The following is an 11,962-nucleotide window of genomic DNA, read 5'->3' as shown; positions in this document are numbered from 1 at the left end:
CGGAAACGTTCGTCCTCTCAGTTCTGGCGAACTTCAGTTCTGTCGAACTCGTTGCAGCCGCTTGCTCACTTTGCCGACCGCCGTCTGCGGGAACTCGGCGACGACCTCCAGCGCGTCCGGCAGCTTGTACGAGGCGAGGCCCTGGTCGCGGAGGAACTTCCGGATGGAGGGCAGTTTCAGCGTGGCCGGGTCGGCCTCCGCCCGGGGGATCACGAACGCCTTGACGCGTTCGCCCAGGATGGCGTCGGGGATCCCGATGACGGACACGTCGTGTACTCCTTCGTGCCCGAGGATGAGGTTCTCCACCTCTTCGGGCGCGACCTTCTCCCCACCCCGGTTGATCTGGTCCTTCGACCGTCCCACCACGGCCAGATAGCCGTTCTCGCCACGCTCGATGATGTCGCCCGTGCGGTAGAAGCCGTCGGGGGTGAAGCTGCGGGCGTTCTCCTCGGGATTGCGGAAGTAACCACGGATGGTGGAGGGACCGCGGGTCAGCAGATGCCCCGGCACGCCGGGCGGCACCGGCTGCCCGTTGTCGTCCACGATGAGCAGTTCGTCGCCCGGTGAGATGGGGCGGCCCTGGCACCGCACGCTCGTCTCCTCGTCGACGTCGAACCGGTTGTAGTTGACCAGCCCCTCGGCCATGCCGAAGCCCTGTTGCAGGATGACGTCGAGCTCGGGCCGCACTCGCCGTGCCGCCTCGATGCTGAGTCTCGCCCCGCCGACGTGCAGACTCTCCAGGCTCGACAGGTCGTAGCGGTCCTTGAGCGAGGAGTTCAGCCAGGCCAGGAGGAGCGGCGGGACGATCGACGACTGGGTGACCCGGTGCCGCTGGATGAGCGGGAACACGGTGTCGGGGCTGCCGTCGTGGGCCAGCACCACGGTTCCGCCGACGCTGAGAACGCTCAGGAAACCCGGGGACCGCACCGACATGCTGTGGCAGATCGGCACCGCGGTCAGCTGCACGGAGGCTTCGGTGATGCCGCAGAGCGGGATGCTCGCCCGTACCGAATGAAGGTAGGTCTCGCTGGTGTGCGGGATCAGCTTGGGCCGCCCCGTCGTGCCGCCGGACAGTTGCAGCAGGGCGACGTCGCCCGGCAGGGACCGCCGCTCGTGGGGCAGCGGATCGTGCGCCAGCAAGCGGTCGAGGTCGGCGCCGCCGCCGTCGGCATCGAGCACCACGGTGTGCTCCAGGCTGGGCCACGTCGCTTTCAGCTCCGCCGCCAACGCGGCCAGATCGGCGCCGTCGTGCTTCGCGACGGTGACGTAGACGCGGGCCTCGGTCACCTCGACGAAGTGCTCGATCTCCGTACGCCGGTGCGCCGCCGGTGCGAAGACGGGGATGGCGCCGATCTCCCAGAACGCGTAGACGAACGCGATGAACTCGGGGATGTTCGGCAGGTGCACGACAGCCCGGTCGCCGCGGCCGACGCCGAGGTGGCGCAGGCCCGCGGCGATCCGGAGGATCCGGTCGCCGAGCTCCGCGTAGGTGAGGCTGGTCTCACCCGCGACGATCGCCACCTTTCCGGGGACTCGCGCGACGGTGGCGAACAACGGCTCCGGAAGCGTCTGGTCGATCCAGTACCCCGCGTCGCGATAGCGGGCGGCGGTCTCGGCGGGGTAGGGCACGAAACCATCGAGGGGGAGTGGCCCGAGAACGGCCATCAAAGCCCCCGCGACGAGACCTGGTCGACCGCGCCGGGCACCGGTTCCGCGGGGTCGTGTCCCAGCTTGACGATCCGGTTGTCGGCGTCGACGTGCACGACGCGCGGCTCGTGAGTGATCAGCTCGCTCTCCTCGGCGAGCAGATAGGACATGATGATCACCAGGTCGCCGGGCTTCACCAGGTGCGCCGCGGCGCCGTTGATGCAGATCTGCCCCCCTCCGGCGGTCCCGGTGATGACGTAGGTCTCGATACGGGCGCCGTTCGTGATGTCGACGACCTGGACCTTCTCACCTTCGACGAGACCCGCGGCCCGGACCAGATCTTCATCGATCGTGATCGAGCCCACGTAATGCAGATCGGCCTGGGTGACGGTGGCGCGGTGGATCTTTCCGCCGAGGACGGTACGGAACATGATGTTCTCCCTGGAACGAGAAGTCGGTCAGTTGCCGGTGTGAGCCACGTTCTGAGACACGCCCTCTTGCTCGGCGATGAAGTCTCGAAGGGACTTGGGACGAAGGTCGGTCCAGGTCCTGTCGATCCAGGCGAGGACCTCCTGACGGGGAGCCCCGTCGGGAGCGCCGAAGACGATCGTCCAGCCACCGGGCACCGGCTTGAAGGTCGGCCAGAGGGAGTACTGCTCCTCATGGTTCACGAGGGCGTAGAAACTGCCGCTGTCATCGTCAAAGGGGTTTTGAGGCATGGTTCCTCCCCATGTACTTACTGTGCGGAGTTCAATGGCAGCGCGGAGTGCAGCGACAAGACCGAAGCGTTGTCACTTGTCTTATTTAGGTAAGCCTTGCCTATCTTGGGATCGCACTTGCCTCATCGTCAAGCCCTGCGCCCCCCTGTGTCCGGCCGGTTACGGATACGTAAAATCGGCCATGGAGCTGCTCTTGCACCGCCCCCCGGCACGTGCCTCCGGGCAGGAGTGAGACGAAGCTCACCGCCCACCGGACAAGATGTGCTTCCGAGCCGCCGCACCTCCCCGCCCCCCCACTACCCGCATCGGCCAATGACCCGCGCAGTGTTCCCCCCACCTCGCGCGCAACCGAATACACCACCACCCACCTGCCGCACCTGCCGAAACCGGACGTACTCATGTCGTAGGACAAGCAGTCCGACGGCGCCGCTCCTACCCCCACCACATCGACCGCGCAAGGACCGCCATACGCGCGGGCCCGCATGGAAGACGGTCCCGGCCCTGCCGGAGGCGGGGGAGGAGCTCACCCTGCTGATCGATCTCATCGACGGCTCCACCGGGCGGCTGGCTGTCCGGCCCCGATGTCGTGAGGGCATGGGCCCACCCTGTGCAGGCATTGGACGCCGACGAGACCACACATTGTGATGGGAGCTGTTACCAGGATCGGAGGAGAATTGTGGTTAGGAAAGCGGTAGTCACCGGCGGCACGGGAGGCATCGGCTTCTACGTGGCGAGCCAGCTGGCAGAATTCGGCTTCGCCGTGACTGTGGTCGGCCGGGACGTCGGCCGTGGCCAAGAGGCGGCCCGCCTGATCGGGGAGGGCACCCGGTTCCTCCAGGCCGACCTTTCCTCGTTGCGGCAGACGCGGGAGCTGGGCGCACGCCTTGCGCAGGAAGGCCCGCTGCACCTGCTGGTGAACAATGTCGGTGGCATGTGGTCGACACGGTGGGAGACGGTCGACGGGATCGAGGCGAGCTTGGCCGTCAACCATCTCGCTCCGGTCGTTCTGACCCGGGAACTTCTCGGTGTGTTGCGGGCGGGTGCGCCCAGCCGGATCGTCGAGGTCACGTCGTCGTCGATCACGGTCGCGGAGGTCGATGGGCCGCTGGACTACGAAGAGATCGAGCAGGCCGGGGATTATTACGGCATGGCGGCGTGCGGCCGGGCCAAGCTTGCCCGGCTCGCACACAGTCAGGACCTGGCCGAGGAGCTGAAGGGAAGCGGGATCACGGTGCTCTCCGTGGATCCGCTCGGTCCGGCCGCAGCCGCGACGCCGAACGCGGCGGCGATGACCCCGCAGATTCTCCCGCCCGCGGTGCGGCACCTGTGGGACGCGATCCAAGCGGGAATGCGGCCGGCGCCGGAGAGCGCGGGGCCGATCGTCGCCGCCGCCATCAATCCGGCCTTCGACGACGCGGCCGGCCTGATTGTCGGTCCGGATGGCGCTCCGTCGCAGGATCTTTTGAAGTACCTGAGTCCGGAGATCTCGGCATCCGTCCGCACGCTGACCCGTCGCGTGCTCGCCGAGGCCGAGCGTCCATGAGCCGGGGGTGAGCCGAGACGACCGTCGTGGAGGTCGACCGGAGCGACGTGGTGGGGCGCGCCGCCAGGCTTGCCGTCGGCCGCCCTCTCGTCATCGCCTCCGGCCGGACCGCGGTGTGCCGACGCGTCCTCGGACGACGCGCTGATGGCCGAGGCGATCAAGGCCGTCATCGCGATCCTGTGAAATCGTTCTAAGTGATCCGGGAGAGCGGAGGGCAATCCTCGGCTGTGCTGGTCGCGTGCCGGACGAAGTGTGCGATGTCGCGTGAGGTCGCGGACCTTGGCCAGGCGATGCGCAACTCACTGACCGAGATGTCGGCGACCGGGACGACGCTGATCCCGGTCAGCACCATCTCCGGCAGCAGATCGGCCGCTATGAATCCGACGCTTTCCCCCAGCCGGATGCAGGCGCCGAACTGGGCCGCGTCCGACACGGTCGGGCCCGGCCTCCAGCCGTGTCGTGCCAGGTCCGTCGCCGTCCAGTAGGCGATCTGTTCCGGGGTGTGCCCCGACCACAGCGTGAACGTCTCGTCGACGAGGTCCGCGCGCTTGATCATCCGCCGTGTCGCGAGTGGATGGGCGTTCGGCAGTAGGGCGACACGCGGATCGGTGCGCACCACATCGCTGTCGAGCCCGGAGAGGTCGTCGGGGGAGCGCATCAGGGTCGCGTCGGCCTCGCCGGCGTGGACCTCCTCGACGCGTGTCTGCAATCCCACGATCGCCCCGCGAGCCGGCGCGTGATCGCCGCGAGTGGAGTTGTAGGACGCGACGAGGGTCTCCAGGGTGCCGACGTCACAACCGCGCGCCGTGATGCGCAGATGACGGGGACCGTTGCTTCGCTGGCCGGTGCGGTTGAGCGCCTTGCGGGCGAGTGCGTCCACAGCGCGGGCGTCGTCCCGGAAGGTCTTGCCGGCCTCTGTCAGCGTCGCCCCGTGATGCCCCCGCTCGAACAAGGCCGTGCCCATGACCTGCTCGAGGGCCCGGATGGCGCGCGAGAGCGCCGGTTGGGTCATGCCCAAACGTGCCGCGGCCGCGGTGAAGGTGCCCTCCTCGGCGACGGCCAGAACGTATCGGAAGTGTCTCAGCTCGATTCCCGAGTCCATTCACCCCAGCTTGCCAGACAGCGGCGAGGCCTGGAAGGCATGCCCCCCTCGCGTGGGGGCCACTGGACCGGGGGAGGAGCGACAAAGTGTCATCTGCGGGATGAGGTCAGGCGATCAGCTCCCGCTCGGGCGAGATCTGCAGGTACGCGCCCTGGTTGTCATCCCGTCCCTGTCCCGGCGGCCTCGGACGCCCTCCAGGGGGCGGCCGGAATACGGGCGGCCGGAATACGCCGGAAAGGGGCCGCGTGGCTGACGGTTGATCGTTGGGGCTGCGGGGGTTGGGGTGCCGTTAAGAACTCTGCGATGAGCCGCCAAACCCGTCCTGAGCTGGTCCGGGCCTGCGGAGCGCCGATACCGGCACCCGCGGCGACTTTGCGAGCCGGACGGTGTGGTACGTGGCGGCAATCGCACCGCCGCGCGAACGGCGGCGATCCCGGCTGGACGCCGCAGCGGAGGCAGAGTGGCGCTCGATGTCTCCGAGTCGCTCAGCGAGGGGTCCTGAGTCCGTCACAGTGCCGCATCTCGCGCAATGCACGTCTCAGCAGCAGGGCAGGCCCGCTCTCGCGTGAGAACGACCTCTCAGCGCCCAGGTCCTGATGCTTCCCTGACGTCGCCCGCGGCCGGATCCGAGACGCGGAAGGTGCGCCGGTACGCCAATGGGGCGACCCCCGTCTCCGCTGCCAGGTGCCGCCGCAGCGAGGTGGCGGTGGCGAAGCCGACCTCGTGGGCGACCCGTTCCACCGGCAGGTCGCTGGACTCCAACAGGTGCCGCGCCCGCCTCAGCCGCTGCTGGGTCAGCCAGCGGCCGGGGCTCAGACCGGTCTCCTGCCGGAAGCGTCGGGCGAAGGTGCGGGTGCTCATCGCCGCGTGCGCGGCCAACTCCTCCAGCGAAAGCGTCAGTTCCAGCCGCTGCAGCGCCCAGTCGCGGGTCGGTCCTGTGCCGGTTTCGCTCGCCGGCGGCAGCGGCCGCTCGATGTACTGCGCCTGCCCGCCGTCCCGGTACGGCGGCACGACGCAGCGGCGGGCGACCTGGTTGGCGACCTCGCTGCCGTGGTCCTGGCGCACCAGGTGCAGGCAGACGTCGACACCACTCGCCGCCCCCGCGGAGGTCAGTACGTCACCGTGGTCGACGAAGAGCACGCCGGCATCCAGCTCGACCCGGGGGAACAGTTCCTGGAAGATGTCGGTGAGCTCCCAGTGGGTGGTGGCTCGGCGTCCGTCCAGGAGACCGGCGGCGGCCAGCAGGAAAGCACCGGTGCAGATGGACACCAGGCGGGTGCCGGGGCGGACACGGGACAGGGCGGCCAGGGCCTGCGGGTCCGGGGCGGCGACCGAGGCCGGCGAGATCCCGTACGGAGGGATGATCACGGTGTCCGCCTCGGCCAGCACCTCGGGACCGTGCCCGGGGGTGACGGTCAGGTCCGCGTCGGTACGTACGGGTTGCCCGTCCACGCTCGCGGACAGCACCTCGTAGCGGCCATCGGCGGATCCCAGAACCCGGTGCGGGATGCCGAGTTCGAAGGGGTAGACGCCGTCGAGGGCAAGGACGACGACCTTGTGCGCGCCGTGCCGCGGGGCCGGGTCCAGTTCGGCCGCGCGATCAGCGAGGTCACGGGCCCGAGCGGGCGCGGCGGACGCGGGGAGGGCACGGGGAACGCGGTGGGCGGCAGGGTCGATGGACATGGCAAGAATGTATCGGAGGCTGACCTTCTTGCCATCGCCCCGGGCTGGACCGTAGAGCCAGGATCGAGGCATGACTCCGACGGACACCCCTGACAATCTCGGCTCCCCGGGCCCCGCTGCCCCGCACAGCGCCCCTGTGATGCTCGCCCTGCACCAGACGGCCCTCGGCGGCCCTGAGGTTCTGCGGTTGACCGAACTTCCGCGGCCCGCGCCCGGCCCCGGGGAGATCCTCGTCGCCGTGCACGCGGCCGGACTCAACCCCACGGACTTCAAGCATCGCGCCCTGAGTATTTTCCTGCCACCCCCGCCGCTGATCCTCGGTTGGGACGTCTCCGGCACCGTGGTGGAGACTGGCCTGGGCGTCACCCTCTTCCAGCCCGGTGACGAGGTGTTCGGCATGCTGCCCTACCCGTATGGGGCCGGCTCCCACGCCGAGTACGTGACCGGTCCCACCCGCGCCTTCGTCGCCAAGCCCACCGGGATCGACCACATCCAGGCGGCCGCTCTGCCGCTGGCCGCGCTCACCGCCTGGCAGGCCCTCGTCGAGACCGCGGGCTTACGGGCCGGGCAGCGGGTGCTGATCCACGCCGCGGCAGGCGGTGTCGGTCACCTCGCCGTACAGATCGCCAAGGAACGCCGGGCTCATGTCACCGGGACGGCGAGCGCCCCCAAGCATGCTTTCCTGCGCGAGCTCGGCGCGGATGCCTGCATCGACCACCGCTCCGAGGACTTCACCGACACCGAGGAGCGCTACGACGTCGTCCTCGACGCCCTCGGCGGGGAGACCGCCACCCGTTCCGTGGACGTGCTCCACCCTGGCGGCGTCCTCATCTCCCTGGTGCCGGGCGCCGAGGACACCCGAGCCGCGGCCGAGAAGGCACAGGTCCGCGCCGTCACCCTGATCGTTGAGCACGACCAGGCCGGGATGCGTGCCATCGCCGACCTCGTCGACCGGGGCAGGCTCCGCGCCCACGTCTCCGCCACCTTCCCCCTCGCCGAAGGCGCCCGGGCCCACGTTCTGGGGGAGACGGGCCGCACCACGGGCAAGCTGGTCATCACCGTGCGCTGAGGCGGATGGCTCCGGCGCAGGCGGTGGACGTGTCCCGTGCCGAGCGTGCTCCGACGGTCCGCGCCCACGCCTCAAGACGGCAGGGAGCTCGAAGAAGACGAGATGGTCGGGGGTGCCAGGTTCTAGAACTTGGTGTTCTCGTTGACGATCGCCTCTTGCCTGACCATCTTTTCAACGATCCCGGTTGACAGGTCGAACATGTCCCCGTCGAGCAGGTACGCCTTGCTCAGGTCTGTGTCGCTGAAGTTCGCGCTACTCAGGGTTGCATCTATCAGGGTCGCCTCGCCCAGGATTGCGCCGCGCAGGTCCGCCCCATTCAGGTCGGCGCTGTCCAGGTCGGCATGGCTGAGGTCCGCGCCCCATAGGTCGGTACCGCTCAGGTTCACGCCGTCCAGGGACAGACCAGCGAGGTCGGCACGAGGGAAGCGGACGCCCCGGAAATTCACGAGCTGGGGCTTGTCAGGTGAGCCGTCTCTCAGCAGGAGCGCCACAGTCAGTGCGGCGATCGTGTCGGTAGACGGGGATATGTGGGGTTGTTGGGCGCGCTTGATACCGGTGGTTGTGCATTGGCCGGGGGGTTTGGTGCCAGGGTCGGGTGTGCAGAGGTCGTGGTTGCGGACGTAGGCGGACAGGACTTCGCGGATGGTGTTCCTGTCGCGGGGGGAGTCGGCGGCCAGGCGCTGCACACAGCCAAGACAACGGCCGGTGGGACACGCGGCTCGGCGTCGGACTCGGCGGATCCGGGCATGGGCGATTTGACCGTGTTGTAGGAACACGGTATTCACTGATCCGCGTGGACACGCGGCGAAGGCTGGGCGGCCGTGTGAACGGATTCCTGAAGCTCAACCGGGGGACGCGAACGATGCACTGGTGGACCCGCGAGTCGTCACGACAGCTCCTGTCCGCGCCGGCGATCGTATTCGGCCTGCTCGTCCCCGGCGAGGTGGTGGTGAGATGGCTGGCCGCCTGGGATTTCTACGCCGCGACGTATCTGGTTCTTACCTGGCTGGCCTTCCGCGGCCGCACGCCGAGCGAATCGCAGGCGATCGTCCTGACCAAGCGCCGTCGGAGCGTGACCGACCGTCTGCTGGTCGCCGCGCCGGAACAGTTCTCGCAGGCGGCCGCGGCGACCGCGTTGGTGGCCACCGTCGTCGCGATCCCGCAGGCCCGGCAGTTCGGCGCGCCGCTGCCGGTGGTGCTCGCCGTATGTGCCGTCGCGGTGCTCACCTGCTGGCTGGTGCTGCAGGCCGGCTTCGGCATGAGCTACCTCCGGATGTACGCCGAGCGCGGCGGCCTGGACTTCCCCGGGGACGAGGAGCCAAAAACCGTCGATTTCCTGTACTTCTCGGTCGCGGTCGGCACCACCTTCGGCACGACGGACGTCAACGTCACGCAGAGCCGGATGCGCCGCCAGGTCCTGGCGCACGGCGTCATGGCATTCATGTTCAACACCCTGGTGCTCGCCGTGACGGTCACTTCCCTGAGCTCGTACGTCGCAAGGCCATGACCGCCTGTCCCCCTCCGATGCCGCTGGGGCGGAGCGGCTGGTCACCGAGGGTCGCCTTGGGCGCACGCTCATGAGCGTGATCAAGGCGATAGCGTTCGCGCGAACCCCCGTCAGCGCACGATCGTGGTATCGGTTACGAGATTCCCTGTCGTCAACAGACTGATCGAAGCCATCAACGCGCACGACCTTGACGCGCTCACCGCCACTTTCGCGCACGACTACACCAGCGCGTGGCCCGCGCATCCGGCCCGTTCTTTCAACGGCCCCGAAAACGTCCGCGAGAATTGAGAGTTCATCTTCGCGAAGTTCCCGGAGATCCAGATCGCGGCGGCCGAGTTCGTCGAGTCGGCGGATGAGTTCTGGGGTGAGTTCCATTACCTCCGGCCGGGTGCGGCCGACATGCGCGGCGTGATCATCATCAAGGTGCACGAGGACGAGATCGTCCAGACGCGGTTCCACATGGAGGAGGTCGAAGACACCGCGATACCGCACCCCATGCCCAGCGTCCTCCCCGGGCAAAAATGAAGGGGCTCGCACCAAAGGATCGGCGAAACCAGCCGGCAGGAGCCGGGACGGCGAATCGCGTCCACCACGGGACCGGGCTCCGCGGCTCGCTTCCAGGCTGAACTGGGGAAGCCCGATGCCGTGAATCACCTGGAACGCCTCATGCTCGGCATCGGCTCCCGGCGGCCCTGTGGGACGCCCGCACCGATCGGGCCGCCGAGCGCGAGGCGTGGCTCACGAAGAGGGAGTTCGCCGCAGGGCGAGCGATCCGGACAGGGCCGAGCGCAGGCCCGGCAGGTCACCGTCGATCCGGGCGGTCAGCGCGCGTACCGCGGGCTTGTGGCCTCTCAGATCCGCCCACCCGAAGACGGTGCTCACGTTTCCGTCGACCGCGAGCACGGCCAGCACGGCGTCGCCGATGGCCACCGGCTCGGGACCGGGCTCCTGTCGCACCGCGTCGCGCACCCGGGCGCGGAGAGTCTCCGCCGTCGCGGGATCGGTGACGTGGAACCGTTTCGTCCCGATGGGACCGAGGATCCGGCGATGCTCGATCGCGATGACTCCGGCGGCGACGAGCTGGTCACGGACGACCTCCTCGGCCTCGAACCATCGCTTCTCCAGTACGTCGAACCAGCGGCGTGGACGATCCGCCGGGACGTCGTCGAGCACCTGGGCGAGGAACGGATCGAGCGGGGCCGTCACCGCGGCGTTCGTTCGTTCGGCCTTGCCGTCGTTGTCGCGCAGGAGGCCGGTGATGCACAGTTCGGCGAGCGCGGCGGCGGACAGCAGCGACCCGCGGACCGCGGCGCTGTCGTCGTCGAGCTTCGCCTTCCCCGGCCGCAGGCTCAGAAGGAAGAGCCGCTGCGGCAGCGACAGGGGCTTCGACGCCGGCAGCGGACCGTTTTGCTGGGAGATCGACATGACTCCAGTAGAAAGGCTGTGGTCACCACACAGTCCAGCCGAGTCCCGCTCTCCGGTTGACCCTGTTCTGAGTTGGACCTTCAGCGCAGGCGTGTCCATCTGAAGAAGGAGCCGTTGAAACTCGCACCTGGCCGGCCACCGCGGGCCGACGCGGGAGCGCCACCGATCCCTCCACCAGAGCCGCCAGAGCCGCCAGAGCCGTCGGCGCCGCGGCCAGAGCACCGATCAGAGCGAGTGTGCCCCCCACCGCGGCGCGGCGCCTTCTCAGCAGATCCGGTCTCTTGCCTCGTCGTCATTGATCGCACCAATGCGACACCGTGTCCTTGGGGACACACCCAAGAGGCGGATGGCCGGTCACCCCAAGAAGTCGGTCAATGCGCGCACGATGTCATCGGGTCGTTCCTCGGCCAGGTAGTGTCCGGCTCCCTTGAGTTCGAGGAAACGTACGTCCTTGGCCTTGCCGTCCAATTGCGCGACCACGTACGGGAAGTAGATCCCGCCCATCGCGAGCACCGGCATCGTCAGCGGCGGGTATTCCCCGCTGTCGGCGATGTCCTGCTGAAAGGACTTGTACCACCCGTTGCCGGCGCGGATCGCGTCGGGCGTGTCGTAGGCGGCGGCGTACGTCGCTCGCGCTTGATCGCTGAACGCCTCGGGATTCGTGGCCTGGTAGTCGATCAACCAGTCGATGATGAACCGGAATCGGCCCCGGAGCAGCTGTTCGGGCAGTCCGTCGACCTGGTTGAACGCCCACCACCACGGTGCCGGCTGTCCCGGCTGGGCCAGCATGCGGATCTCGTTGAAGACTTCGGTGGGATGGCCGGTCTCCCACAGGGCGAGCTTGCGGGTCGCCTCCGGATGGTTCGCGGCGAAGCTGAAGGCCACCATGGATCCGATGTCCTCGCCCGCGACGTGAACCTGGTTGTGGCCGAGCGTCCGGACGAGCTCGTGGACGTCACGGGCCATGGTCTTCTTGTCGTACCCGTCGGCGGGCTTGTCGGACCGGCCCATGCCGCGCAGGTCAACGGCGATCACCCGGTACTTCTCCGCCAGCGACGGCATGATCTTGTGGAACTGGTACCAGGTCCGGGGCCATCCAGGCAGCAGGATCAGGGGCTCACCCCGGCCGCCGGAGACGTAGTGCAGCCGGGTGCCGTTGACCTCGGCGAAATCGCTGGTGAAACCGTCGATCATCATGATTCCCGTCTTGTCAGATGTGGTCGTCCGGCATCGGGTGGGTTCATCGAGGGGTGAGACGCATTCCCCT

Annotated in this window: 13 protein-coding genes; 5 read left to right on the top strand and 8 right to left on the bottom strand. The window is 68.5% G+C overall.

What is annotated here, in order from left to right:
• Nucleotides 1-33 precede the first annotated feature (33 nt).
• The 3 genes from ABD817_RS36310 to ABD817_RS36300 are packed head-to-tail and all read right to left on the bottom strand — an operon-like array spanning nt 34 to nt 2,366.
• Nucleotides 34-1,629 (bottom strand): (2,3-dihydroxybenzoyl)adenylate synthase, encoded by a 1,596-nt coding sequence (locus tag ABD817_RS36310; RefSeq protein ID WP_344922959.1) that lies wholly within the window; start codon nt 1,627-1,629, stop codon nt 34-36.
• Between the two features lie 35 nt (nt 1,630-1,664).
• A complete protein-coding gene (panD, locus tag ABD817_RS36305; protein ID WP_344922958.1) occupies nt 1,665-2,078 on the bottom strand; it encodes an aspartate 1-decarboxylase in 414 nt (137 codons plus the stop codon).
• A gap of 27 nt (nt 2,079-2,105) precedes the next feature.
• Nucleotides 2,106-2,366: an MbtH family protein gene (locus ABD817_RS36300; protein ID WP_344922957.1), complete on the bottom strand. Its 261-nt coding sequence runs from the start codon at nt 2,364-2,366 to the stop codon at nt 2,106-2,108.
• A gap of 676 nt (nt 2,367-3,042) precedes the next feature.
• Here ABD817_RS36300 and ABD817_RS36295 point away from each other — a divergent pair.
• A complete protein-coding gene (locus ABD817_RS36295; protein ID WP_344922956.1) occupies nt 3,043-3,909 on the top strand; it encodes an SDR family NAD(P)-dependent oxidoreductase in 867 nt (288 codons plus the stop codon).
• Between the two features lie 190 nt (nt 3,910-4,099).
• Here ABD817_RS36295 and ABD817_RS36290 read toward each other — a convergent pair whose 3' ends face one another.
• On the bottom strand, nt 4,100-5,011 hold the full coding sequence (locus ABD817_RS36290; RefSeq protein ID WP_344922955.1) for a LysR family transcriptional regulator: 912 nt from the start codon (nt 5,009-5,011) through the stop codon (nt 4,100-4,102).
• A 579-nt stretch (nt 5,012-5,590) separates the two neighbouring features.
• Nucleotides 5,591-6,694: a GlxA family transcriptional regulator gene (locus ABD817_RS36285; protein WP_344922954.1), complete on the bottom strand. Its 1,104-nt coding sequence runs from the start codon at nt 6,692-6,694 to the stop codon at nt 5,591-5,593.
• 139 nt (nt 6,695-6,833) lie between these two features.
• On the opposite strand from ABD817_RS36285, the gene ABD817_RS36280 reads away from it, so the two are divergent.
• Complete coding sequence (locus tag ABD817_RS36280) at nt 6,834-7,763, top strand: NADP-dependent oxidoreductase (protein WP_344923051.1); 930 nt, start codon at nt 6,834-6,836, stop codon at nt 7,761-7,763.
• A 122-nt stretch (nt 7,764-7,885) separates the two neighbouring features.
• On the opposite strand, the gene ABD817_RS36275 is transcribed toward ABD817_RS36280, so the two are convergent.
• Nucleotides 7,886-8,449 (bottom strand): pentapeptide repeat-containing protein, encoded by a 564-nt coding sequence (locus ABD817_RS36275; RefSeq protein ID WP_344922953.1) that lies wholly within the window; start codon nt 8,447-8,449, stop codon nt 7,886-7,888.
• Nucleotides 8,450-8,586: 137 nt separating this feature from the next.
• Between ABD817_RS36275 and ABD817_RS36270 the strand changes: the two genes are divergently transcribed.
• The 3 genes from ABD817_RS36270 (at nt 8,587) to ABD817_RS36265 (ending at nt 9,795) form a co-directional block, all read left to right on the top strand.
• A complete protein-coding gene (locus ABD817_RS36270; RefSeq protein WP_344922952.1) occupies nt 8,587-9,270 on the top strand; it encodes a DUF1345 domain-containing protein in 684 nt (227 codons plus the stop codon).
• A gap of 123 nt (nt 9,271-9,393) precedes the next feature.
• Nucleotides 9,394-9,558: a nuclear transport factor 2 family protein gene (locus tag ABD817_RS39705; RefSeq protein ID WP_425583447.1), complete on the top strand. Its 165-nt coding sequence runs from the start codon at nt 9,394-9,396 to the stop codon at nt 9,556-9,558.
• 111 nt (nt 9,559-9,669) lie between these two features.
• Nucleotides 9,670-9,795: a hypothetical protein gene (locus ABD817_RS36265; RefSeq protein WP_344922951.1), complete on the top strand. Its 126-nt coding sequence runs from the start codon at nt 9,670-9,672 to the stop codon at nt 9,793-9,795.
• Between the two features lie 213 nt (nt 9,796-10,008).
• Here ABD817_RS36265 and ABD817_RS36260 read toward each other — a convergent pair whose 3' ends face one another.
• Nucleotides 10,009-10,695, bottom strand: coding sequence for a GOLPH3/VPS74 family protein (locus ABD817_RS36260; protein ID WP_344922949.1), 687 nt, complete (start codon nt 10,693-10,695; stop codon nt 10,009-10,011).
• A gap of 354 nt (nt 10,696-11,049) precedes the next feature.
• Complete coding sequence (locus tag ABD817_RS36255) at nt 11,050-11,892, bottom strand: alpha/beta fold hydrolase (protein WP_344922948.1); 843 nt, start codon at nt 11,890-11,892, stop codon at nt 11,050-11,052.
• Nucleotides 11,893-11,962 lie beyond the last annotated feature (70 nt).

It is taken from the genome of Streptosporangium oxazolinicum (genome assembly GCF_039537505.1).
Classification (GTDB): Bacteria; Actinomycetota; Actinomycetes; order Streptosporangiales; family Streptosporangiaceae; genus Streptosporangium; species Streptosporangium oxazolinicum.
Note: the sequence above shows the minus strand (reverse complement) of the source record. Positions and strands in the feature narration are given on the sequence as shown.